The 23,573-nt window shown below is 69.8% G+C and carries 20 protein-coding genes; 10 read left to right on the top strand and 10 right to left on the bottom strand.

Annotated features, from left to right (window positions below; translation table 11 throughout):
* Positions 1–67 precede the first annotated feature (67 nt).
* The 3 genes from AMK34_RS20285 to AMK34_RS20295 are packed head-to-tail and all read left to right on the top strand — an operon-like array spanning position 68 to position 2,476.
* Positions 68–1,525, top strand: coding sequence for an amidohydrolase (locus tag AMK34_RS20285; RefSeq protein ID WP_073846430.1), 1,458 nt, complete (start codon positions 68–70; stop codon positions 1,523–1,525).
* Between the two features lie 39 nt (positions 1,526–1,564).
* Entirely contained in the window at positions 1,565–1,969 is a 405-nt protein-coding gene (locus AMK34_RS20290; protein ID WP_073846431.1) for a hypothetical protein, read from the top strand.
* Between the two features lie 42 nt (positions 1,970–2,011).
* Positions 2,012–2,476: a DUF2127 domain-containing protein gene (locus AMK34_RS20295; protein WP_038517294.1), complete on the top strand. Its 465-nt coding sequence runs from the start codon at positions 2,012–2,014 to the stop codon at positions 2,474–2,476.
* A gap of 9 nt (positions 2,477–2,485) precedes the next feature.
* Here AMK34_RS20295 and AMK34_RS20300 read toward each other — a convergent pair whose 3' ends face one another.
* The 7 genes from AMK34_RS20300 to AMK34_RS20330 all read right to left on the bottom strand — a co-directional run bounded on the left by AMK34_RS20300 (position 2,486) and on the right by AMK34_RS20330 (position 13,174).
* Positions 2,486–3,184 carry a PP2C family protein-serine/threonine phosphatase gene (locus AMK34_RS20300; protein WP_073846432.1) on the bottom strand — a complete coding sequence of 233 codons (699 nt, stop codon included), beginning with the start codon at positions 3,182–3,184 and terminating at the stop codon, positions 2,486–2,488.
* 92 nt (positions 3,185–3,276) lie between these two features.
* The gene (locus AMK34_RS20305; RefSeq protein ID WP_241832813.1) at positions 3,277–4,098 is read right to left on the bottom strand and encodes a hypothetical protein; all 822 of its coding nucleotides are present in this window, start codon (positions 4,096–4,098) and stop codon (positions 3,277–3,279) included.
* A gap of 44 nt (positions 4,099–4,142) precedes the next feature.
* The gene (locus AMK34_RS20310) at positions 4,143–5,993 is read right to left on the bottom strand and encodes a glycosyltransferase family 39 protein (protein WP_073846433.1); all 1,851 of its coding nucleotides are present in this window, start codon (positions 5,991–5,993) and stop codon (positions 4,143–4,145) included.
* Between the two features lie 3 nt (positions 5,994–5,996).
* The gene (locus tag AMK34_RS20315; RefSeq protein WP_241832814.1) at positions 5,997–7,250 is read right to left on the bottom strand and encodes a glycosyltransferase; all 1,254 of its coding nucleotides are present in this window, start codon (positions 7,248–7,250) and stop codon (positions 5,997–5,999) included.
* Between the two features lie 74 nt (positions 7,251–7,324).
* On the bottom strand, positions 7,325–9,172 hold the full coding sequence (locus tag AMK34_RS20320) for an ArnT family glycosyltransferase (RefSeq protein ID WP_083649930.1): 1,848 nt from the start codon (positions 9,170–9,172) through the stop codon (positions 7,325–7,327).
* 4 nt (positions 9,173–9,176) lie between these two features.
* On the bottom strand, positions 9,177–10,703 hold the full coding sequence (locus AMK34_RS20325) for a sensor histidine kinase (RefSeq protein ID WP_073846434.1): 1,527 nt from the start codon (positions 10,701–10,703) through the stop codon (positions 9,177–9,179).
* A 458-nt stretch (positions 10,704–11,161) separates the two neighbouring features.
* Positions 11,162–13,174 (bottom strand): fatty acid desaturase, encoded by a 2,013-nt coding sequence (locus tag AMK34_RS20330; protein ID WP_038517276.1) that lies wholly within the window; start codon positions 13,172–13,174, stop codon positions 11,162–11,164.
* Between the two features lie 453 nt (positions 13,175–13,627).
* Between AMK34_RS20330 and tig the strand changes: the two genes are divergently transcribed.
* From tig to AMK34_RS20360, 6 genes are all read left to right on the top strand, one after another.
* The gene (tig, locus tag AMK34_RS20335) at positions 13,628–14,998 is read left to right on the top strand and encodes a trigger factor (RefSeq protein ID WP_038517274.1); all 1,371 of its coding nucleotides are present in this window, start codon (positions 13,628–13,630) and stop codon (positions 14,996–14,998) included.
* 172 nt (positions 14,999–15,170) lie between these two features.
* Positions 15,171–15,773, top strand: coding sequence for a ClpP family protease (locus AMK34_RS20340; RefSeq protein ID WP_016332353.1), 603 nt, complete (start codon positions 15,171–15,173; stop codon positions 15,771–15,773).
* 27 nt (positions 15,774–15,800) lie between these two features.
* The gene (locus AMK34_RS20345) at positions 15,801–16,472 is read left to right on the top strand and encodes an ATP-dependent Clp protease proteolytic subunit (RefSeq protein ID WP_016332354.1); all 672 of its coding nucleotides are present in this window, start codon (positions 15,801–15,803) and stop codon (positions 16,470–16,472) included.
* 218 nt (positions 16,473–16,690) lie between these two features.
* Complete coding sequence (gene clpX / locus AMK34_RS20350; protein ID WP_016332355.1) at positions 16,691–17,986, top strand: ATP-dependent Clp protease ATP-binding subunit ClpX; 1,296 nt, start codon at positions 16,691–16,693, stop codon at positions 17,984–17,986.
* 103 nt (positions 17,987–18,089) lie between these two features.
* Positions 18,090–18,470, top strand: a complete 381-nt coding sequence (locus AMK34_RS20355; protein ID WP_038517271.1) for a hypothetical protein — start codon at positions 18,090–18,092, stop codon at positions 18,468–18,470.
* Positions 18,471–18,546: 76 nt separating this feature from the next.
* Positions 18,547–19,467: a sensor histidine kinase gene (locus AMK34_RS20360; protein ID WP_274534440.1), complete on the top strand. Its 921-nt coding sequence runs from the start codon at positions 18,547–18,549 to the stop codon at positions 19,465–19,467.
* Between the two features lie 5 nt (positions 19,468–19,472).
* On the opposite strand, the gene AMK34_RS20365 is transcribed toward AMK34_RS20360, so the two are convergent.
* Together AMK34_RS20365 and AMK34_RS20370 are read right to left on the bottom strand one after the other, a co-directional pair.
* Positions 19,473–20,414 (bottom strand): alpha/beta hydrolase, encoded by a 942-nt coding sequence (locus AMK34_RS20365; RefSeq protein ID WP_038517265.1) that lies wholly within the window; start codon positions 20,412–20,414, stop codon positions 19,473–19,475.
* A 98-nt stretch (positions 20,415–20,512) separates the two neighbouring features.
* Positions 20,513–21,211 (bottom strand): TetR/AcrR family transcriptional regulator, encoded by a 699-nt coding sequence (locus AMK34_RS20370; protein ID WP_073846436.1) that lies wholly within the window; start codon positions 21,209–21,211, stop codon positions 20,513–20,515.
* 70 nt (positions 21,212–21,281) lie between these two features.
* Here AMK34_RS20370 and AMK34_RS20375 point away from each other — a divergent pair, with 70 nt between their 5' ends.
* Complete coding sequence (locus tag AMK34_RS20375; protein WP_038524082.1) at positions 21,282–22,718, top strand: carotenoid oxygenase family protein; 1,437 nt, start codon at positions 21,282–21,284, stop codon at positions 22,716–22,718.
* A 6-nt stretch (positions 22,719–22,724) separates the two neighbouring features.
* Here AMK34_RS20375 and fdhD read toward each other — a convergent pair whose 3' ends face one another.
* Positions 22,725–23,555 (bottom strand): formate dehydrogenase accessory sulfurtransferase FdhD, encoded by an 831-nt coding sequence (fdhD, locus tag AMK34_RS20380; RefSeq protein WP_016332361.1) that lies wholly within the window; start codon positions 23,553–23,555, stop codon positions 22,725–22,727.
* Positions 23,556–23,573 lie beyond the last annotated feature (18 nt).

Genomic DNA, 23,573 nt, shown 5'->3' on the forward strand with positions numbered 1-23,573 from the left:
GCGATCGTTGCGCGCGCATGGACCGCATTCAGAGGACTAAACGCGGGCGGGCTGGCAAGGTGAGGGCGTGGACGATCTTCTGTTGCGCCGGGTCCGGGTCGGCCTGGCGGGTTCCCTGTCGGACGTGCGGATCGAGGGCGGCCGGGTCGCGGCCATCGCGGGCCCGGGGCAGGCGGGTGAGGCGTCGGAGACCCTGGACGGGCACGGCGGCACCCTGCTGCCCGGGTTGGTCGACACGCATGTGCACACCGCCCAGTGGTCCGCCGCGCGCCGCCGGATCCCGTTGGGGGAGGCGACCTCCGCCGCGCACACGGTCGAGCTCGTGCTCGCCCATCTCCTGGCGAATCCCGCGCCGCCCGGCGAACTCGTGCTCGGCGCCGGGTTCCGCGACGGTCTCTGGTCCGACGCCCCGCACAAGGATCTGCTGCAGAAGGCGCTGCCCGGGCATCCGGTCGCGCTCTTCAGCGCCGACCTCCACACGCTGTGGCTCAGCCCCGCCGCGCTGAAGCTCATCGGCCGCGAGCATCCCACCGGGGTGCTGCTGGAAAACGACTGCATGAGCGCGACGGCCGAACTCCCGGTCGCCCCCGACGATGTCATCGACGGCTGGGTCGCCGACGCCCTCGACGCGGCGGCCGCTCGCGGCGTCACCCGGATCGTCGACTACGAATACGCCGACACCGTCACCGACTGGCGGCGACGGCTGGCGCGGAAACCGCTGCCGGTCCGGGTTTCCTGCGTGATCGCGAAGTACCTGCTCGACACGGCCATCCAACGCGGCCACCGCTCCGGTGACGTCCTGGAGGGCAGCGGCGGGCTGCTCACCGTGGGCCCGTTCAAGCTGTTCGTCGACGGTTCGCTGAACACGCGCACCGCGTACTGCGTGGGCCACTACGCCGGAACCGAGTCCCACGGGCTGCTCGAACTGCCGCCCGAGGAGCTGGAGCCGTTGATGCGCAAGGCTTCCGAGCACGGTCTCTCACCCGCGGTGCACGCGATCGGCGACCACGCCAACAAGATCGCGCTCGACGCGTTCGCGAACGTCGGCTGCGCGGGCCGGATCGAGCACGCGCAACTGCTGCGTTCCGAGGACGTCGCCCGCTTCGCCGAGCTGGGGGTCGTGGCGAGTGTGCAGCCCGCCCATCAGCCGGACGACCGCGACGTCGCCGACCGGCACTGGCACGGCTGGACCGATCGGGCGTTCCCGTACGGCGCGCTGCACCGCTCCGGGGTACGCCTGGAGTTCGGCTCGGACGCGCCGGTCGCGCCGCTGGACCCGTGGGACGCGATCGCGTCGGCGGTCAGCCGCACCGACGACGACCGTCCGGCGTGGCATCCCGAGCAGGCCATGCCGCTGGAGGCCGCGCTCGCGGCGTCGTCCGGCGGCCGGACCGGGGTGGCCGTGGGCGACGTCGCGGATCTGGTCGTCACCGCGGTGGATCCGGTGCGCCTGTCCCCGGCCGGACTGCGGGACATCCCCGTCACCGCCACCGTCATGAACGGCCGGGTCACCTACGCGTCGTGACCCTTTTCTTGCCGGGGTGCAACGCCTTAATGGAAGGGCATGGATCACCGCCTTCTCGACCGGCTCCGGGATCTCCACGGCTCCCTGGGCACCGACATCACCTTCGTCACCCGGATGGTCGAGGACGACGCGCCGCGCGCCGACGTCCTTCGTGATCTCGGGGAGCGGCTGACCGACCTCGGCACGGCGCTGCTCGCCCGTTCGGACGACGTCGACGCGGATGTGCTCGCGAAGCTGCCCGACGACGGCTGGCTGCCGGAAGCGGGCGAGCGCCATCGGGCGCTGGTCATGGCCCATCACGTCGGCGAGCGGCCGCTGCGGTGCGGACGGATCTATCTCGCCGTCTGCGGGGCGCCGTGCTTCCCGTTCTACGGCAGGGACCCGTCCGGCCGGACCGCCCGGCACGAACGGTGCCCGACCTGCCGGGACCGCCTGTTCCGGTGACGGTGGCTGCGGGCGGCGGCCCGGTGCGGCAGGGTGAGTGACATGAGCACCGAGAAGCTGTTCCGGATCGCCATCGCGCTGAAGGGACTCGACGGCGCGTTGCAGCTGGTGGGCGGGCTGGTGCTGATGATCGTGCCGGCGACGGTCATCTCCGGTTTCGCGCACGCCGTGGTCACCCGTGACCTGCTCGGCGACCCCGAAGGGACGCTGGCCCGGCACCTCGAACTCGCCGCCGGCCACTTCGCCGAGGGCCGGACGTTCGCCGTCGTGTACCTCGTCGCGCACGGCCTCATCAAGCTCGGCCTGGTGTGGGCGCTCGCGAAGAAGGTGATGCGGGCCTACCCCGTGGCCGCCGTGGTGCTCTCGGCGTTCGTGGTCTACGAGATCTTCCGCGCGATCCACACGCACTCGCTCGCGCTGCCGTTCTTCGCCGCGCTCGACGTCCTGATCGTCGTGCTGGTGCTGCGTGAATACCGTCAGCTGAAGAGGGATCGCGTCGCGGCCTGACCGCCCGGTTCAGGCCGCGACGCGAAACTTTTCCGTGGTGACCTCCGCGCCGGGCGGATCCACCACGATCGCGGTGGCGTTGTCGGAGCCACCGAGCGAGATCGCCGTCCGCACCAGCTCCGCGGCCGCCCCGTCCGGCATCCCGAGGATGTCGAGCATGGCCGGACCGCTGAGCGTCTTGTGCACACCGTCGCTGGTGAGCAGAAGCCCGCCGGTCGTGACGGTGGCGGTGCCGATCTCGTGCGCACCGGCCGTGCGGACGCTGGTGGTGACGACGTGTTCCATCCGCGGTGTCACGGGTTGGTCGTGGTCGCGGAAGTACTGCGCGAGCGTATGGTCCTTCGTCACCTGCCGCACGGTGTAACCGTCCCAAGCGTACGCCCGCGCGTCCCCGACCCACGCGATGCCATACCCTTCGCCGGTCCGGACGGCCACGACGAGTACGCAGTCACCGGCCCCGCCGAGGGCGAGCACGGCCCGCTGAGCAGCGAGAACGGCCCCGACCGCCCCCTGATCGACCGGTGTCCTCGCCGCCGCCGATGCCGCCGTGCGCGCCGCGTGTGCGGCATTCGGGTGATCTCCGACTCCATCGGCCAGCGCGAACACGATCCCGCGGCCGCCCGCCGCCGCGTACGCCGCGACGGCGTCCGCGTTGTACTCGCGCGGTCCCCGCGCGCTCGCCGTGTGCCAGTGCGGAAGCTCCCTCATCGTCTACTCCTCACCCCTGGGTGATGCCCTGCTTCCAGGATCCGCCCGAATCCTGTGGGTGACCTGAGGGGGAGGTGAAAGGCAGCTGTCGGTCAGCGCAGGCGGGTGATCAGGGTCCGCAGCCAGCTCTCCGCCATCGCCGGTTCCTTCCGCAGATGCCGCACGAGCAGGTCCCGCCCCGCCTTCGAGCGCCCCGCCTCGACGATCGCGACCGCCTCGGCGAGCCCCCGCAGCCGCTTCTCCGAATGCTCCGGTGCCCGGCCGTTCTCGTCCGACCAGCGCGGCCGCGGGAACGACGCAGTCAGCTTGGGCTGGGTGTTCCCGAAGTAGAGCCAGACCGGCTCGTCGAGCGAGATGTTCCGGACGCCGTTCGCGGGCAGGTCGGCGGGCCAGCCGAAATGCTGCTGCCAGCGGAACGCCGACGGCGTGGTGTCCTCGCGGATGGTGATCCCGAGGAACCGGAGCCGTCCGCGGATGATGCTCCACGCCTCGCGCTCGTCGTCGATCCACTGCCGCAGCAGCCCGTACAGGTCGGTGAACGTCTGTCCTGTGTAGACGAGGTCGACGAACACCTTCGGCCGTCCGCGCGCCAGGTCGTGCGGGCTCAGGCCCGCCGAGGCGAGATAGCCGCGAAGAGTGTCTACATCGGACTCGGCCAGTCCGGACCGGGTCCCCGCGAACGACAGCGGCAACTGGTGGATCCGTTCCCGCCAAGGGGTTCCGCTCAGCAGATCGTGCACGCTGTCCGCGGAGCGGCCGACGAAGTAGAGGTCCGCGTCTCCCGCCCGGGCGATCACCTTCGCGGCGCATTCGATCAATTCGTCCAGGAACCACAACGACGGTTCTTCGGCGCGCTCCAGTAGCGTCCCGAGCTGGTCGGGGCGCACGAGATCCCAGCGGTAGGGCCGATTCACGCCGTCCAGGATTCCCGTGCGCCCCAAGGTTTGTCGACGCAATTTCAGGAGAGCAGGTGGTACACCGTCTGTTCGCCGACCGTGGTGGCGGTGAAGTTCTCGGCGACCCATTCGGAGATCTCGTTCGAACCGCCGCCCGGCCCGCCGCCGCGGCCGCCTTCGACGTAATAGGTGATGTCGCCGTTCGCCACGTACTGCTGAAACTCGGCCAGGGTGGGTGCGGGATCTCCGCCGCTCCAACCGCCGATGCCGATCACCGACTTCCCGCTCGCGAGTTCCAGGTTCGCCGCCGACTGCGAACTCGACGTCGCGGCCGCCCACTTCGTCGTGGTCGCCGCGAGCACGGCCCCGATCTCGGCCGAGGACCCCTCTTCCATGCCCATGCCCATTCCGCGCTCTCCCCCGGTGGACGGGCCGGAGATCGGGATCGAGCCGGAGTGCGACTGCGAAGCGGTCTCGATGCCGTACGCGGTGGTCCCGAGGCCGATCGTCAGCACGGAGACCGTCGCGACGATGGCGACGAGTTTGCGCAGCGGCGGGACACCCACCAGCACGACGGTCGCGGTCACCAGGCCGAGGCAGACGATGATCCAGCGCAACGCGGGCAGCCAGTCCGCGTCACGGTCCAGGAGGATGTACGCCCACACGGCGCTGGCCGCGATCATCAGCGACAGGAACATCCGGGGCGCGAAATGCGCCCGGCCGCGCCACAGCGAGGTCCCGGAGATCGCCACCACCGCGGCGATCGACGGCGCCAGCGCGACGGCGTAGTACGGGTGCACGATCCCGCTCATGAAGCTGAACACCAGCGAGGTGACCAGCATCCAGCCGCCCCACACGATCAACGCGGCCCTCGTCCGGTCGGTCCCGGCCGCCCGCCGGGTGAACCACAGCCCCGCGACCAGCCCGATCAGTGCGGCGGGCAGCAGCCACGACACCTCACCGCCGAAGCTGGCGCCGAACATCCGGGTCAGGCCGCTCTCGCCGCCGAAGCCGACGTTCCCGCCACCGGAGCCGACGGAACCGCCGGGACCGCCGACCATCACACCGCCGCCCATGCCGAAGATCCGGCCGAGACCGTTGTAGCCCAAGGCGAGTTCGAGCAGGCTGTCGCCGTCCGAGCCGCCGATGTACGGCCGTGAATCGGTCGGCCACAGATCGACCAGCGCGATGAACCAGCCCGCCGAGACGACCACCGCGACCACGGCGCCGAACAGGTGCAGCAGGCGTTTGCCGAGTGACGTCGGCGCCGCGATCAGGTACGCGAGCCCGAACGCGGGCAGCACCAGGAACGCCTGCATCATCTTGGTCAGGAAGCCGAATCCGATGGCGACCCCGGCGAGCGCCAGCCAGCGCGGGCTCGCCTTTTCGATCGCGCGGATCGTGCAGTTCCCACCGGCGATCAGCAGCAGCGTCAGCAACGCGTCCGGGTTGTTGAACTTGAACATCAGCGCGGCGACCGGCGTGACGGCGAGCGCCGCCCCGGCGAACAGGCCGGCGATCGGTCCGGAAGTCCGTTTCACCGTCAGGTAGAGAAGGCCGACCGAAGCCACGCCCATCAGCGCTTGCGGTGCCAGCACGGTGAAACTGGAGAAACCGAAGATCCGGGCGAACGCCGTCGTCACCCAGAGTGCGGCCGGGGGTTTGTCGACCGTCAGGACGTTCCCCGCGTCGAGTGAGCCGAACAGCCACGCCTTCCAGTCCTGGGTGCCCGACTGCACGGCCGCCGCGTAGAACGAGTTGCCGTAGCCGGAGGCGGTCAGGTTCCAGAAGTACAGCAGCGCGGTGGCGGCGAGCAGCCCGAACACGGCGGGCCGGACCCATCGGCCGGGTGGTTTCGTGGCGGTTTCCCCGGCGTGGCCGGGTTCGGCCCGGGAAGCGAGTGCGGTGGTCATCGATCAGCTCTCCATCTCGGTGGCGGGGCGGCGGCGGAACACCCAGCCCCGCAGCAGCAGGAAACGCAGGACGGTGGCCGCGAGGTTCGCGAGCACGAGCGCGGTGATCTCCAGCGTCAGCCCCGGCGCGGTCATCGTGTGCAGCAGCGCCAGCGCGCCACTGGTGAGCGCGAGCCCGAGCCCGAACACGATGAGTCCCTGGAACTGGTGCAGCCCGGCGCCTTGCTTGCCGCGGATGCCGAAGGTCAGGCGCCGGTTGAGCGCGGTGTTGCCGATCGCCGTCACCAGCAGCGCGACGAGGTTCGCCGCCTGCGCGCCGGTGAACGTCCGCAGCAGCAGGAAAAGCACGAGGTAGGCGACGGTGCTGGCGACACCGACGGCGGCGAACCGCACCAGCTGCCGCACCAGGCTCGGCGCCACCCCCGGCGCCTGTACCTGGATCGGCGCGCGGCCGAGTTGCTCACGCAGGCCGCTGATCGGGATCCGGCCGGTCATCGTGGCCTTGGTCAGCCGTGCGATGCCTTTGAGGTCGGCGGTGGCGGTGGCGATGATGTTCACCGACGAATCCGGGTCGTCCACCCAGTCGACCGGGACCTCGTGGATCCGCAGCCCGGCCTTCTGCGCCAGCACGAGCAGTTCGGTGTCGAAGAACCAGCCGGTGTCCTGGATGTGGGGGAGCAGCCGTTCGGCGACGTCGGCACGGATCGCCTTGAAACCGCATTGCGCGTCGCTGAACCTCGCCGCCAGCGTGCCGCGCAGGATCAGGTTGTAGCACCGGGAAATGAACTCCCGCTTCGGCCCGCGCACCACCCGCGCGCCCCGGGCGAGCCTGCTGCCGATGGCGAGGTCGGAGTGGCCGGACAGCAGTGGCGCGATCAGCGGCCCGAGCGCGGCCAGATCGGTCGAGAGGTCGACGTCCATGTACGCGAGCACCGGAGCGTCCGAAGTGGACCAAACGGCACGCAACGCGCGGCCGCGGCCTTTTTCTTCGAGGTGCCGGACTTCGACGGAATCGAACTCGCGGCTCAGCCGTTCCGCGACGTGCAGTGTGCCGTCGGTGCTGGCGTTGTCGGCGACGGTGATCCGGAACGGGTACGGGAACTGCTCCACGAGGTGCGCGTGCAGCCTCCGGATGCACGGTTCGAGGTCGGTCTCCTCGTTGTAGACCGGGATGACGACGTCGAGCACGGGGGAGCCGTCCGGGGCGATGGCGGGGCGGCGGCCGGTTTCGGCGCCGGAGAGGATCGCGGTTGTCATGACGTCAATCTCGGCCATCGCGCTGAGGTCGCCTTGTGCCCGAGCTGTGCTGTCGCTGTGTCCTGTCACGGGATTCACCGGCTCAGGTCGTAGACGGTGACACCGTCCACAGTGGTCGGTTCGTAGGTGTCCGCGACCCAGGCGGCGATCCGCTCGGCGGCGTCGCTGCCGGTCTCCCCGCGCATCATCATGCCTTCGCCGAGGAAGTAGTGTATCCGTCCTTTTCGGACGTATTCCTGGAACTGTTCGAGCGTGGGGGCCGGATCCGTGCCGTTGAACCCGCCGACGGCCATCACCGGCGCGCCGCTGCCGAGCTGATAACCCGCGGCGTTGTTGGAGCCGACGGTCGCCGCCGCCCAGGTGTAGTTCGCGCTGTCCCGCCGGATCAGCGCGGCCAGTTCGTCGCCGGGCAGGCTCGTCCCGAGCAACCCGCCGCCGCCCATCCGCATGCCCCGGCCCGTATCCGGCCCGGCGGAGGGGAGCGCGCCGGAATGCGGGGTGGCCGCGGTCGCGACCGTGTACACGCCGGTGCCTGCGAGAACCGTGACCAGTGCGCCGAGGGCGACCAGACGCCTTGCCACGTCAGGCAAACGCGAGGCGAAGAACACCAGGAAGGCGCACAGGAGTCCGGCCACGAGGACCGCGATCGCGAACCCGGGAAGCCAGTCGGATTGCCGCGCCAGCAGGAGATACGCCGTCAGCGCGGTCAGCCCGATCCCCGCGCTCAACGTGCCCGCGGCGGCCGGATTCCCCCGTGCGCGCCACAATTGCGTGCCCGCGATCCCGACGAGCGCGGCCACCGCCGGGGCGAGCGCGATCGTGTAGTACGCGTGGATGATGCCGCCCATGTAGCTGAACACGACGGCGGTCACCACGAACCAGCCGCCCCAGAGGATCAGCGCAGCCCGGCCGCCGTCGGTGCGCGGGGCACGGCGCGTGAACCACAGCCCGGCGGCCAGCGCGACGGCGGCGGCGGGCAGGAGCCAGGCGATCCCGCCCGCCATCTCGTTCCCGAACAACCGGTCCCAGCCCGTGCCTCCCCAGCCGCCGTTGGGACTCCCGCCGACACTGCCGACCTCGTCGCCGGTGATGCGGCCGAGGCCGTTGTAGCCGAAAGCGAGCTCCCACAGGCTGTTCTCCTGCGAGCCGCCGATGTAGGGCCGGTCGGCGGCGGGCCACAGCGCGACGACGGCGAGATACCAGCCCGCGGAGATGAGGGTCGCGCCCAAAGCGCCGAGTAGGTGCAGCAGGCGTTTGCCCAGCGAGGCCGGCGCGGCGATCAGGTAGGCGAGCCCGAACGCGGGCAGCACCAGGAACGCTTGCAGCATCTTCGCGAGGACGCCGAAACCGACGGCGACCCCGGCCAGCGCCAGCCAGCGCGGGCTCGCTTTCTCCAGGGCGCGGACGACGCAGTACGCGCCCGCGGTCAGGAGCAGGACGAGCAACGCGTCGGGGTTGTTGAAGCGGAACATCAGCGCGGCGGCCGGGGTGAGCGCGAGGACGGTGCCCGCCAGCAGCCCCGCGGCCGGGCCGGACGTCCGGCGCACCGCGGCGTACAGCGCCGCGACCGAGCCGACGCCCATCAACGCCTGCGGCACCAGGACACTCCAGGCGTTGACCCCGAACAGGCGCGCGGACAGGCTCATCACCCACAACGCGGCCGGTGTCTTGTCGACCGTGATCGCGTTCGCGGCGTCGCTGGATCCGAAGAACAACGCCTTCCAGCTCAGCGATCCCGCCTGCGCGGCCGCCGAGTAGAAGGCGTTGGCCCAGCCGGATTCCCCGAGGTTCCACAGGTACAGGACGGCGGTCGCGAGCAGAAGCGCGGCCAGCGACGGCCGGACCCAGCGCGGATCGGCCGGCGTGCCTCGGGCGGGGGGAGCGGTTCGATCGGCTTCGTCGCGGGAGGCGAGGAGGGTCATGGCCTCAGCGTCGGGGGCCGACCTGGGGGGTGGTTGTGCCGAAGCTGTGCACCCGCTGTGAGGATCCGATCACCGGAAGATGGACGGCGAATTCGGTGCGACCCGGACGGCTGTGCACCTCGATCGTGCCGTGATGGGCCACGACGATCGCCGACGCGATCGCCATCCCGAGCCCGGTACTGCCCGCGGTCCGTGAGCGGGAGGAATCACCGCGGGCGAAGCGTTCGAAGACGCTCGGCAGGAGTTCCGGGGCGATCCCGGGGCCGTCGTCGGTGACGGTGAGCACCGCGGCCCCGCCGTGCGAGCGGGTCAGCGCGGTGATCACCGTGGTGCCCGGCGGGGTGTGCGTGCGCGCGTTGGACAGCAGATTCGCCAGCACCTGGTGCAGGCGCTGGACGTCGCCGCGGACGAGGACGGGAACCGGCGGGAGCCGGAGTTCCCAGCGATGGTCCGGGCCCGCGACGTGCGCGTCGCCGACGGCGTCCGCGGCCAGCCGGGTGAGGTCGACCTCGCCCGCTTCGAGCGGGCGACCGGCGTCGAGTCTCGCGAGCAGGAGGAGATCCTCGACCAGCGTCGTCATCCGGGCCGCCTCGGACTGGATCCGCGACATCGAACGCGCGACCTCCGGCGGCGCCAGCGCGCTGCCGCGGCCGGCGAGTTCGGCGTACCCGCGGATCGCCGCGAGCGGCGTGCGGAGTTCGTGGCTCGCGTCGGCGACGAACCGGCGGACCCGGGTCTCGCTGGCCTGCCGGGCTTCCAGCGCCCGCGCGATATGCCCGAGCATGAGGTTCAGCGCCGAACCGACCTGGCCGACCTCGGTCCGCGGATCGGTGTCGATCTCGGGCACCCGCACGGAAAGCGCGACCTGCCCGCGGTCGAGCCGCATCGCCGACACCCGGCCCGCGGTCGCCGCGACCCGGTCGAGCGGGCGCAACGTGCGCCGGACGGCGAACGCGCCGAGGAACCCGGCGCCGGTGACGCCCGCCGCCGCGACCCCGAACAGGATCCACCCGACGGTGGCCAGCGTGTCCTGCATCGGCCCGAGCGGGAGCCCGGTGACGACCACGACACCGGGGATCGAGGCGGCCTGCACGCGGTAGTCGCCCAGCCCGCCGATCGTCAGCGTCATCGGCGGACGATCCGCCGGAATCGAGAACAGCCCGGCCTCCTGCTCGGCCGACAATCCTTGCGGAAGCCCTTGCACGGTAAGGACTCCGGCGTAGAGCACGCGGTCGCCGGAGACCCGCACGCTGAGCGTCCCGGAGGCCTGGCCCGGCGCGTTGAGCGGATTGGGACCGAGCCCGTCCTCCGGCGGCCGGTTCGCGAAGTCGTGGGCGCGGGACGACGCGGCCGAGAGCTGGTCGTCGATCTGGCGGGTGAGGAACGACCGCAGCGCGATCTCGCTGGCGACGCCGATCACCAGGCAGACGAACGTGAGCAGCAGCACCATCGAGCCGGTCAGCTTGGCGCGCAGGGAAAGCCGCCCGGGCCGGGTCCACCGGCGCGGGCCGGCGGTCGGTCCGGATGCCATGACCCGAGCGTGCGCCGCCGTCGTATGCGCGCGTTGTGTCCCACCTGTGAGCCCGCTGTGTGCCGCCATGCCGCACTCGCGCTGTCGGACAGCACGTGTGCTCAGACGGACGACACGCGTGATGCGATGGACGACACGCGTGTCCAGCCGGACGCCTCGCGGCAGGACCGGTCGCGTCCGAGTGTCCTAATTCCTGCATCGTCGAGGGGGTTGCTCGGGTCGAGGAGCTTGATCAACGGAAGATCGGGGACGTTGAGTGTCCCGAATCCTCCGTTGATCAAGGTCATGCCGAGCGGGGAAGATTCCGGACACTGGACGTCCCCGATCCTCCCCACTCGCCGACATCGGCTCCGCCACGGCAGCAGGACGGGGGCGAGCCGAGTGGGTGAGCAAATACAGGTTCACCAGAACACGAGTCGCCACTCACGACCCCATCGACCGTTGTGGCCGGGCCGGGGTCAGCGGTCGTAGTCGACGGCGAGTTCGGGCGAGGTCGCCACCGCCCGGCAGGTCAGGATCCGGCCCGCGGCGACCTCGTCGTCCCCGAGCGCGTAATGGACGTCCATCCGCGCGCTGCCCCGCACCACGGTCGCCCGGCACGTGCCGCACGCGCCGCCGACGCACGCGTACGGCGCGTCGACGCCGTGCCGGAGCGCGGCGCTGAGCACGGTTTCGCCCACGGTCGCGGGGATTTCGACGGTCTTCCCGCCCGCGGTGACCGTCAGCGTCGGGCCGGGGCGCCGCGAGGGGCGGACCGGGAGCGCGCCCTGGAACAGTTCGAAGTGGACGTTCTCCTCCGGGACGTCCCGCTCGGCGAGCGTCCGGCGGGCCATGTCGACGAGGTCGCGCGGGCCGCACAGGAACCAGTCGTCCACCTTCGCCGGGTGCAGCCGTGCCTGCAGCAGCGCGCGGAGGCGGGTGCCGTCGAGACGGCCGCGCTGGTAGCGCTCGTGCGAGATGGCCAGCGCCTCGCCGACGATGTCGAACGGCTTCTCGACCCGTTGCGTGCGCAGGTCCGGGTCGCGTTCGTCGGTGCGGTAGTGCACGACGTGCAGCCGTCCGCCCAGCCGGGTGGCGAGCGCGCCGAGCTCGTCGGCGAACATCGTGCTGGCGCCGGAGGTGTTGATGTACAGCAAGGTCGCCTTGCTGTTCGGCTCGTTCCGCAGGGTCGCGGTAAGAATCGACAGGATCGGCGTGATCCCGCTGCCCGCGGCGAGCGCGACGTAACGACCGGCGCGACCGCGCTCCGGGGTCAGCGTGAACTCGCCGTCCGGCGGCAGGACGTCCAGGACGTCGCCCGCCGCGAGTTCCGTGGTGGCGAACGTCGAGAACGCGCCGCCGAGCTGGTGCTTGATCGCGATCCGCAGCTCACCGGAGTCCGGCGTCGAGCAGATCGAGTAGGCGCGCCGCACCTCTTCCCCGTCGACCTCCGCGCGGATGACGAGGTGCTGGCCGGGGGTGAACAGGAAGGTCTCGCGCAGCCGCTCCGGCACCTCGAACGTCACGGTGACGGCGCCCTCGCACAGCGGCCGGACCTCGGCGACCCGCAGCGAGTGGAACCGGCTCGGCCGCAGCGGCTGCGGCGCGGGCGGCTCCTCGTCGAACGAGCCGGTGAGCCGCCGCCATTCGCGGTACTCCGCCGCCGTCAGCTCGCGGCCCCACGGGGTCGCGATCGGGACGTCCCTGGCGAGGTAGGCGTCGCGGTTGTCCCGCCACGTGCGGAGATACCGGTAGAACGGGATCGCCGGGTGGAGATGGTGCACCAGGTGGTAGTTCTGGCACAGCATGATCGGCGTCATCAGCCATTCGAGCCCGACGCGGACGCGGGTGGCGCCGAACCGGTTCTGCCGCTGCGCGCCGAGGTCGTGATGCGGCAGCCAGTCGAACCACCAGGCCAGGACGGCCAGCCCGACGCGTTGCGGGATCAGGTAGACCATCAGCAGTTCCCAGCCGTGGCCGCTCACGGTCAGCCAGGCGAACGCGGCGAGGCTCAGCGCGACGACGGCCGCGGTCTCGATCCGCTCCGACGGCGGCCGCGTGCGCTGCCGGGCCACGTAGAAGCGGGCGTACCAGAAGTCGATGGTCAGCCAGCGCAGCGGCAACTGCCACCAGGGGCCGTGCGCGGTCCAGGCGTCGGGGTCGGTGTGGGCGTCCTCGTTGGTGTTGCGGTGGTGCTCCAGATGGATGTAGCGCACCAGGGGGAAGGAGCCGTAGGCCGCCACGAACGGCATCGCGAGCCTGCCGAGCAGTTCGTTGACCCAGGTGAGCCGCCCGGCCGCGTGATGCGTCGACTCGTGCAGCACGGTGAACATGGTGAAGGTGACGAGCGCGTGCAGGGGAATGGTCACCCAGAGCGGCGCGGCCTCGTTGACGACCAGCCAGGTGGCGCCCGTCCAGACCATGGCGCCGCCGGTGAACAGCAGCACGGTCGGCACCGAGACCAGCGGCAGCGGCAGCCGCGGATTGGGCACACCGCGTCTCGGTCTTCTCTCGGGTGATTCCCCCGTGTCCTCGGACCGGGTTACGGCGACGGTCATCGATCGTTCCCCTCGGTCGATGGCTACCGGGACAAGCTCGCATACCGTAGACAATTAGTACTGGTTTGTAAACTTCATCCGATCGCCGAAACGCCTCGTCACGGCGTCCGATGGTGAAGCGTGGCACGCATCCGTGTCCAGGAAAGGGCCGGTTCGTAACAGAGAAGAACCGAAAACTGGTCCGATCGGGTGGTCGGGGGCCTGATGGTCCGACGTGGTTCGAAACCTGTGACCGGCGGGCGAGGGCGGGCTGATGGCCCCGGGACCGGGCCGGGAAGGGACACGGCCTAGACTCGGACGGCCCGGTCTGCAAGGTGACCAGGGCACATCCGCCGTCGACGACATGCGGATGCCCCAACACATCGTTTACCGCTCGAGGAGAATACGTTGAAGAGCACCGTCGAGCAGCTCAGCCCGACGCGAGTCAAGATCAATGTCGAGGTGCCGTTCGACGAGCTCAAGCCGAACTTCGACCGCGCCTACCGCAAGATCGCCCAGCAGGTGCGCATCCCCGGCTTCCGCCCGGGCAAGGCGCCGGCTCGCGTGCTGGAAAGCCGGATCGGGCGAGCCCCGGTGCTCGACGAGGTCGTCAACGAGGTCATTCCGGCCAAGTACATGGAAGCCGTGCGCGCGGGCGAGGTCCGCACGCTGGGCCAGCCCGAGTTCGAGGTGACCAAGCTGGAGGACCGCGAGGTCCTCGAGTTCACCGCCGAAGTCGACATCCGCCCGGAGATCTCGCTGCCCGACCTCGAGGGCTTCGCGGTCAGCGTCGACGACGTCGAACTGACCGACGCCGAGGTCGACGAGCAGCTCGACGAGCTGCGCGCCCGCTTCGGCACCCTGACCGGTGTCGACCGCCCGGCCGAGAACGGCGACTTCGTCTCGATCGACCTCGCGGCCACCGTCGACGGCCAGGAGGTCGAGGAGGCCTCGACCACCGGCCTGTCCTACGAGATCGGCTCCGGCCAGCTCGTCGACGGTATCGACGAGGCGATCATCGGCGCGAACGCCGGCGAGACCAAGACCTTCACCACGAAGCTGGTCGCCGGCGAGCACACCGGCAAGGACGCCGACGTCACCGTCACCGTGCAGACCATCAAGCAGCGCGAGCTGCCCGAGGCGGACGACGAGTTCGCCCAGATGGCGAGCGAGTTCGACACGATCGACGAGCTGAAGGGCGACCTTCGCGAGCGCCTCGGCCGCGTCAAGAAGATGCAGCAGGGCGTCCAGGCCCGCGACAAGGTCCTCGAGGAGCTCCTCGAGCGCACCGAGGTCGCGATCCCGGAGAAGGTCCTCGAGGCCGAGATCGAGAACCGCAAGCACGACGCGATCCACCCCTTCGACCACGACGAGGCGCAGTTCGCGAAGGCGCTGGAGGCCGAAGGCCGCACGATCGAAGAGTTCGACACCGAGGTCCGCGAGGAGTCGGAGAAGGCGGTCCGCACGCAGCTGCTGCTGGACAGCATCGCCGACGCCGAGCAGACGTCGGTCAACGACGGCGAGCTCACCGAGCGGATCATCTACCAGGCGCAGCGCTTCGGCGTCAGCCCGGACGAGTACGTCCAGCGGGCGCAGCAGTCCGGTCAGCTGACCGCGATCTACGCCGACGTGCGCCGCGGCAAGGCGCTGGCCTCGGTGGTCCGCAAGACCACCGTGACCGACGCCTCCGGCGCCACGGTCGACCTCGAAGAGCTCTTCGGCCCCGCAGCCGAGGAGACGCAGGTCACCGAGGAGACCGCGAAGACTGCGGCCGAGTAGGGAATATCCGGTCCGGTCGAAACGGACCGTAAAGCTGTAAGCGAACTTGGGCGGTGTCAGGCATTCTGCACCGCCCAAGTTCGTTAGGGTCGGTTGCAAGATCCTCAAGCATCTGGACATACGCGGCGGCGAACGTTCCACCCGCCGCCGTCGGCGAAAAGGCAGGCATGACGTGACGCAGCACACGCCCCAGGCGCGGACCGGTACCGCAGGGCTCAACCTCACCGACTCGGTCTTCGAGCGGTTGCTCCAGGAGCGCATCGTCGTCCTCGGCTCCGAGGTCAACGACGAGGTCGCGAACCGGATCACCGCCCAGTTGTTGCTGCTCGACGCAGACGACTCCGAGTCGGACATCCGCTTCTACATCAACTCGCCCGGTGGCTCGGTCACCGCGGGTTTCGCGATCTACGACACCATGCAGCTGATCCGCCCGGACGTCGCGACCTACGCGATGGGCCTGGCCGCGTCGATGGGGCAGTTCCTGCTCTCCTCCGGCACGCCCGGCAAGCGGTACGCGCTGCAGCACGCGCGCATCCTCATGCACCAGCCCTCGGCGGGTGTCGGCGGCACGGCCTCCGACATCGCCATCCAGGCCGAGGTGTTCGGCAAGTGGAAGCAGGAGCTGGCCCGGATCACCGCCGAGCAGACCGGCCAGACGGTCGAGCAGATCGTCAAGGACGGTGACCGCGACCGCTGGTTCACCGCGCAGGAGGCGAAGGACTACGGCTTCGTGGACCAGGTCCTCACTCGTGAGAACCCGCTTCCCAACAGCTGATCCGCGCCCGGCACACAGGAGAATTCAATGAGCAACTTCCAGCTTCCGATCGGGTCGCAGGCGCCCGGGATGCAGTCGCGGCTCCAGCTGCCGCAGTCGCGGTACGTCCTGCCCTCGTACGTCGAGCGCACGAGCTACGGCATCAAGGAATCGAACCCGTACAACAAGCTGTACGAAGAGCGTCAGATCATGCTCGGCGTGCAGATCGACGACGCGTCGGCCAACGACGTGATGGTCCAGCTGCTGCACCTCGAGCACGAGGACCCGGACCGCGACATCATGATCCTGATCAACTCGCCCGGTGGCTCGTTCACCGCGCTGATGGCGATCTACGACACCATGCAGTACGTCCGTCCGGACATCGTCACCATGTGCATCGGCCAGGCCGCCTCGGCCGCCGCGGTGCTGCTGGCCGCCGGTACCCCCGGCAAGCGGTTCACGCTGCCGAACTCGCGCGTGCTGATCCACCAGCCCGCCACCGAGGGCACGTACGGCCAGGTGTCGGACCTGGAGATCCAGGCCAACGAGATCCAGCGGGTGCGGCGCCAGATGGAGGTCATCCTGGCGAAGCACACGAACAAGGACGCCGACGAGGTCAAGAAGGACATCGAGCGCGACAAGATCCTGACGGCCGACGAGGCCAAGGCGTACGGGATCGTCGACGAGGTGCTCGAGTACCGCAAGGCTTCGAGCAGCTGATCGGGCGAGGGGACCGGTGCGTGTCGGGAGACGACACGCACCGGACCCCTGGTCTATGGTCAGCTTCTGGCGTGCTCAGATGTGACGTTGGTTCTCCCGTCGGCGGCATCGGACGGGTACCGTCAGTGGCAGTGTGTGAGGCTCCGAGAGGTCATCCGTGACCGGGGCGGTAAGACAGTCAGGCGCGTATCGCGCCGGAGGGGACGAGGTCAACGGCCATGGCACGGATCGGTGACGGCGGCGACCTGCTGAAATGTTCTTTCTGCGGCAAGAGCCAGAAGCAGGTGAAGAAGCTCATTGCCGGCCCCGGGGTCTACATCTGCGATGAGTGCATCGATCTCTGCAACGAGATCATCGAAGAGGAACTGGCCGAGGCCGGTGAGGTCAAGCTCGACGAGCTGCCCAAACCCGCCGAGATCCACGAGTTCCTCGAGCAGTACATCATCGGCCAGGACGACGCCAAGCGTTCGCTGGCCGTGGCGGTGTACAACCACTACAAGCGTGTGCAGTCCGACGACAAGGCCGGGCCGAAGGATTCCAAGGACGAGACCGTCGAGCTGGCGAAGTCCAACATCCTGATGCTGGGGCCGACGGGCTGCGGCAAGACCTATCTGGCCCAGACCCTGGCGAAGATGCTGAACGTCCCGTTCGCGATCGCGGACGCCACGGCGCTCACCGAAGCCGGGTACGTGGGCGAGGACGTCGAGAACATCCTGCTCAAGCTGATCCAGGCGGCGGATTACGACGTCAAGCGCGCCGAGACGGGCATCATCTACATCGACGAGGTCGACAAGATCGCCCGCAAGTCGGAGAACCCGTCGATCACCCGCGACGTGTCCGGCGAGGGCGTGCAGCAGGCGCTGCTGAAGATCCTCGAGGGCACCACCGCCTCGGTGCCGCCGCAGGGCGGCCGCAAGCACCCGCACCAGGAGTTCATCCAGATCGACACGACGAACGTGCTGTTCATCGTGGCCGGCGCGTTCGCCGGGCTGGAGAAGATCATCAACGAGCGGGTCGGCAAGCGCGGCCTCGGGTTCGGCGCGGAGATCCGCACCAAGGCCGAGATCGACGAGAGCGACATCTTCTCCGACACCATGCCGGAGGACCTGATCAAGTTCGGGCTCATCCCGGAGTTCATCGGGCGTCTCCCGGTCGTGGCGACGGTGACCCACCTCGACAAGGACTCGCTGGTCAGCATCCTGACCACGCCGCGCAACGCGCTGGTGAAGCAGTACAAGAAGCTCTTCGAGATGGACAACGTCGAGCTGGAGTTCACCAAGACCGCGCTCGAGGCCATCGCCGACCAGGCCGTGCTCCGCGGCACCGGCGCCCGTGGCCTGCGCGCGATCATGGAAGAGGTCCTGCAGCCGGTCATGTACGACATCCCCAGCCGCGACGACGTCGCGAAGGTCGTCATCACCGAGCAGACCGTCCGCGAGAACGTGAACCCGACGATCGTGGCGCGTCAGCCGTCACGCCGTCGCAGCAGCGAGCGCGGCGAGAAGTCCGCCTGACGGAGCTGTTTCGTCACCGATGCCCCGGCCGGATCCTTCCAGCCGGGGCATCGCTTTCTCCGGCCCGGTCCGGCCGGTGACCGGACCGGGATAGGATGCGAAGGTGCCGCTGACTCCCACGAAGGACGAGAACGAGGCTCCCGAGCTGGCAGCCGCGAGTCCACGCGAGGTCAGGGGACTCGTCGAACTCACCGAACGCATCGTCGTCGGGGCCTACCGCGGGCATCCGTGGATCCCGCGCGCGCTGACGATCGCACTGGGCGTGCTGGTGGCGACCTGCCTGGTGGCCGGGGTGGTCCGCTTGTCGCCGCTGCCGCTGATCCCGCTGCCGTTCTTCGCCGTTTCGGCGTACGCGCTCGTCCGGCTCAAGGCGGCGAAAAGCGCGGAGGCCAACCGATCGCTCGTCGCCTGGACCGGTCTGTTCACCGGTGCGACGCTCGCCGGATTCTGGTTGATCTCGATGGCGGGACGCTGGCTCGGCTGATCGGCCCGGCACTGTTTCCGCGATTTCCCTCCGTTAGCAGGGTTTCAGAATCGTCTCCACGGGGTAAGACGACACCGTGACAGTCACCGCGGGCCTCTTCTCCCATGTGGGCCTGCTCTACTCCGGTGACGCCGAGTACCTGAACGGTACGGTTCCGTACATCCGGGAGGGTCTGAAGCTCGGTGAGCCCGTCGCCGTGGCCGTCCCAGGCCGGAATCTGGCGCTGATCGAAGCGGCCTTGGGCGATTCCGCGGCCGAGATCGAGTTCATCGACATGACCGAGGCGGGCCGCAATCCAGGCCGCATCCTTCCCGGCGTGCTGCTCGCGTTCGCGGACAACCGCCCGGGTCCGGTGCGGATCATCGGCGAACCGATCTGGGCGGGCCGGTCGGCCCTCGAGTACCCGGCGTGCGCGCAGCACGAGGCGCTGATCAACTTCGCCTTCGGGGACCGCGAACTGAGCATCCTTTGCCCGTACGACCGCAACCGGCTCGAAGACGACGTCATCGCCGACGCCGAGCGGACCCATCCGACGCTGTCCGGCGCCGGGGGAGATCGCCCGAGCGCCGGATACGCCCCCGACGCGGTCGTCGAGAAGTACAACCTGCCGCTGCCCGAACCGCGGGCCGCCGACGCGTTCCGCTTCGACCTCGCCCGGCTCGGCGCGGTGCGGAGTTTCGCGCAGGACCGGGCCGAGGAGTACGGGCTCGCGTTGGAGCGGGTGGAAGATCTGGTGCTCGCCGTGGCCGAGCTGTCCGCCAACAGCGTGCTGCACGGTTCGGGCCACGGCGTCGTCCGCGTCTGGCGCGAAGAGGACTACGTGCTCTGCGAGGTCATCGACGAAGGCACGCTGAGCGATCCGCTGGCCGGCCGCCGTCCCGCGTCGCCGGGACAGATCGGCGGACGTGGCCTGGTGCTGGTGAACCAGGTCGCCGACCTGGTCCGGCAGTACCTGAGACCGGGGTCGACCGTGACCAGGATCTACTTCCGCGTCTGAGCGGCTCAGGCGTTCTTCGGGACGTGTTTGCCGAGGAACGCGATCAGGCTCGGCACGACCGTGCGGTTGAAGGCGTCGCCGTGCTTGCCGCGTGCCGTATGCGCGACCATGGGCCGCGCCTCGGAGATGAACTTCCGCACCCCGCCGATGAACGGGTCTTCGGTCCCGCACCAGATCCCGGTCGGCACCTTCTTGGTGACGTCGATGTGCCGCAGCGGGTCCAGCGAGCCCCAGTCGGCGGCGTCGCGGAACGCACGCCGTTTGCTCATCTCGGCCCACGACGTGATGAGCGCGGGCGCGAGGGCCGCGACCGCGGCGGGCGGGCGACGGCGTTCCAGACGGCGCCGGGTGTACAGCAGCGCGCCGAAGCCGCCCATCGAAAGCCCGGTGGCGGCGAACGGCTGCCCGTCGCGGCCGCCGAGGCCGCGGGCGGCGAGCCAGCGGGGGACCTCTTCGAGCAGCATCGCCATCGGGTTGTCGCCCGGCTTGTTCTCGTGCCAGTAGTGGTCTCCGCCGTCGACGGCGACGAATCCGAACGGGGGCACCGCCTTGCGGGCGACCTCGCTGCCGAGCTGTTTCAGCAGTCCTGTCGGGGCCGCGTGCCGCGCGGTGCCGTGGAGGCCGTGCAGCATCAGCGACATCGGCAGGCCCTTGGGCGGTGCCTTGGTCGGCAGCATGAGCACGAGATCGACCTCGCGGCCGCGGGCTTCGGAGTAGACGCGTTCGACACGCGGGCTGCCCAGCTGGGTGGCCGGGGTCGGCGACGCGACACCGAGCGCCCGCTGGAGCGCTTCGCTGAACGGCAGGGCTCCGGTGGCCGTTCCGGCGGCGAGACCGGCGACGCCGAGGCCGGAGGCACCCGCGATCAGCACGGAACGACGGCTCAGCCACCGGCGGGCGCCGTCCACCCCCGGCAGCGTCGTGTGCCCCTGGTCGTCCTCGTTCACCGATCCCCGATCCCCCTGTTGAGCTTCCACCAGGTCAGACGCGCGTTTCCGCTCGAAGGTTGCACGATTCACCGACCTGTGACCGAGGTATCGCCGGATCAGGTGCCGATGTTTCCCTCTTTCGCGCGCCAGGCCTCGATCGAGCGGCGGGCGGACCGCGTCGCGGCCTCGTAAGTGTCGCCCAGGCCCACGCCGAGGGCGGTGGCCAGGGGAATCAGGATGTGGTCCACACCATTCTCGCCGTCGCCGAAATGACCGGCGACCTCCAGCGTGATGTAGCCGTGCACGGCGCTCCAGAGCTGGGCGGCGACCTCGAACTCCGGGACAGGGCGGAACCGGCCGGCGTCGATCACCCGCTTCGCGGCGCGGACCAGGTAGCCGAAGGCCTCGATGCCCTCTTCGCTGGCGTTCCGGCGGGTCTCCTCGTTGGTCATGTCGCCGAGGGTCGCCTTCTGCCCGCTGGGCTGGCTTTGGCCGAAGGTCACCGCGTAGAGGTGCGGGTCGTCCACGACGGTCCGACGGTAGGCCAGCGCCAGGGTGAGGATGTCGGCCGCCGGGTCGTCCGTCTCCTCGACCCGGCCCAGATTCGCCGACAGGCGCCGGAATCCCTCGCGCGCGACCTCGTCCACGAGCGCGCCCATCCCGCCGAAATGGGTGTACACGGCCATGGTGGACGCGCCGATCTCGGCCGCCAGCTTGCGCGCCTGGAGCGCCTCCGGGCCGCCGTGCGCGAGCAGCCGGATCGCCGCCTCGATCAGCTTGCCCTTGACCTCGGCGGCGGAGGGTTTCGGTGCCATGCTTGCCAGTGTCTCATAACCCTGTTATAAATGAGAACATAACATCGTTATTCCAGGGTAGGGGTCTGTGATGGGCAACAAGTTCCTCGAGGGCAACTTCGCCCCGGTCAACCGTGAGCACACGATCACCGGACTCAGCGTCACCGGGCACATCCCGGAGTACCTGGACGGGCGCTATCTGCGGAACGGGCCGAACCCGCTGTCCGAAGTGGACCCCGCGACCTACCACTGGTTCATGGGCGACGGCATGGTGCACGGCGTCCGGCTGCGGGACGGCCGCGCCGAGTGGTACCGCAACCGCTGGGTGCGCAATCCCCGGCTCGCGCGGGAGCTCGGTGAACGCTGGGAAGGCGGCGCGGCCGCCGGCCTGGGGGCCAACACGAACGTGATCGGCCACGCGGGCAAGACCCTCGCCCTGATCGAGGGCGGCGCCACGAGTTTCGAACTGACCGACGAACTCGACACCGTGGGTGCCTGCGATTTCGACGGCACCCTGCCCGGCGGCTACACCGCGCACCCCAAGCGGGACCCGGAAACCGGTGAGCTGCACGCCGTCTCGTACTTCTTCGGCTCGGGGAACAAGGTGCAGTACTCGGTGATCGACGCGCAGGGGCGCGCGCGGCGCACGGTCGACGTCGAGGTCACCGGCTCGCCGATGATGCACGACTTCTCCCTGACCGAGAAGCACGTCGTCTTCTACGACCTCCCCGTCGCCTTCGATTCGGAACAGGCCGTCGCCGCGTCCGTCCCGACGGCGCTGCGCACCCCCGCGCGGCTCGTGATGTCCGCGCTGGTGGGCAAGGTGAAGGTGCCGGATCCCTTCGGGGCGAAGCTGCGTCAGCGGATCTCGGGCAACGCCGGCCTGCCGTACCGCTGGAACCCGAAGTATCCGGCGCGGATCGGGGTCATGCCGCGCGAGGGCGGCAACGGCGACGTCCGCTGGTTCGACGTCGAGCCGTGCTACGTGTTCCACCCGATGAACGCCTACGACGACGGCGACACCATCGTGCTGGACGTCGTCCGGCATCCGAAGATGTTCGACACCGAGCTGCTCGGACCGGCCGAGGGGCCGCCGACCCTGGACCGCTGGACCGTCGACCTGGCCGCGGGCAAGGTCGTCGAGGAACGTCTCGACGACCAGGGCCAGGAGTTCCCGCGCGTCGACGAGCGACTGGTCGGGCGGCCGCACCGGTTCGGCTACTCGGTGTCCACAAAGGATGGTTCGGCGTCGTCGGGCTCCCTGCTGAAGCACGATCTGTGGAACCGGTCGGTCCGGTCACGGGAATTCGGCGACGGCGCGCAGGTGGGGGAGTTCGTGTTCGTCCCGTCCTCGGTGGACGCGGGCGAGGACGAGGGCGTGCTGATGGGGTTCGTCTACGATCCCGCGACGCAGAAGAGCGATCTGACCATTTTGGACGCGGGGACGCTGGAGACCGTGGGCGCCGTGCATCTGCCGGACCGGGTGCCGAACGGTTTCCACGGCAACTGGGTGGGCAACCAGGGCTGACCCGGCTCAGCCGAGGCCGAGCACCCGCTGTTCGCCGCTGTAGAGGTTCATGCTGTCGCCGCGCAGGAAACCGATGAGGGTCATGCCGTTCTCCTCGGCCAGTTCCGCGGCCAGCGACGACGGCGCGGAGACGGCCGCCAGCAGCCCGATCCCGGCCATGGCGGCCTTCTGCACCAGCTCGAACGAGGCGCGGCCGGACACCAGCAACCCGGTGTCCGCCGCCGGGATCCGGCCCTCCTGCAGCGCCCAGCCCAGCACCTTATCGACGGCGTTGTGCCTGCCGACGTCCTCGCGGACGACGGCGAGGTTCCCGTCGCCGTCGAACAGGGCGGCCGCGTGCAGGCCGCCGGTGCTGGAGAACACCTTCTGGTGGGCGCGGAGCGTGTCCGGGAGTTTCGCCAGCACGTCGGTGCTCACCGCGAATTCGGACTTCTCCGGGGAAAACCGGCTTTTCAGCTTCACCGCGTCGAGCGCGGCCTTGCCGCAGACCCCGCACGAGGACGTGGTGTAGAAGTTCCGCTCGACGCCGGTCTCCGGCGGGGCGACCCCTTCGGCCAGTGCGATGTCCAGGACGTTGTAGGTGTTGCGGCCCTGGTCGTCGACGCCGTCGCAGTACCGCGCGACCGCGACGTCCTCGCGTGAGGCGAGCACGCCTTCGGACAACAGGAACCCGTGCGCGAGTTCGACGTCGTTGCCGGGTGTCCGCATGGTGACCGCGAGTGCCTTGCCGCCGACGCGGATCTCCAGCGGTTCTTCGGCCGCGAGCGCGTCGGGGCGCCGCACGTCCTTGGTCGCGGAGATCTTCCGCACCGGACGCCGCACCGTCACCCTGCCCACTTGTCCACCCTTCTGACC

Source organism: Amycolatopsis sp. CB00013, from assembly GCF_001905755.1.
GTDB classification, from domain to species: domain Bacteria; phylum Actinomycetota; class Actinomycetes; order Mycobacteriales; family Pseudonocardiaceae; genus Amycolatopsis; species Amycolatopsis japonica.

Bases quoted from the DNA above. Each gene is read 5' to 3' on its own strand.
- AMK34_RS20290 (WP_073846431.1), top strand. From the start codon at position 1,565: ATGGATCACCGCCTTCTCGACCGGCTCCGGGATCTCCACGGCTCCCTG.
- AMK34_RS20295 (WP_038517294.1), top strand. From the start codon at position 2,012: ATGAGCACCGAGAAGCTGTTCCGGATCGCCATCGCGCTGAAGGGACTC.
- AMK34_RS20300 (WP_073846432.1), bottom strand. From the start codon at position 3,184: ATGAGGGAGCTTCCGCACTGGCACACGGCGAGCGCGCGGGGACCGCGC.
- AMK34_RS20310 (WP_073846433.1), bottom strand. From the start codon at position 5,993: ATGACCACCGCACTCGCTTCCCGGGCCGAACCCGGCCACGCCGGGGAA.
- AMK34_RS20315 (WP_241832814.1), bottom strand. From the start codon at position 7,250: ATGACAACCGCGATCCTCTCCGGCGCCGAAACCGGCCGCCGCCCCGCC.
- AMK34_RS20320 (WP_083649930.1), bottom strand. From the start codon at position 9,172: ATGACCCTCCTCGCCTCCCGCGACGAAGCCGATCGAACCGCTCCCCCC.
- AMK34_RS20325 (WP_073846434.1), bottom strand. From the start codon at position 10,703: ATGGCATCCGGACCGACCGCCGGCCCGCGCCGGTGGACCCGGCCCGGG.
- AMK34_RS20345 (WP_016332354.1), top strand. From the start codon at position 15,801: ATGAGCAACTTCCAGCTTCCGATCGGGTCGCAGGCGCCCGGGATGCAG.
- clpX (WP_016332355.1), top strand. From the start codon at position 16,691: ATGGCACGGATCGGTGACGGCGGCGACCTGCTGAAATGTTCTTTCTGC.
- AMK34_RS20370 (WP_073846436.1), bottom strand. From the start codon at position 21,211: ATGGCACCGAAACCCTCCGCCGCCGAGGTCAAGGGCAAGCTGATCGAG.
- AMK34_RS20375 (WP_038524082.1), top strand. From the start codon at position 21,282: ATGGGCAACAAGTTCCTCGAGGGCAACTTCGCCCCGGTCAACCGTGAG.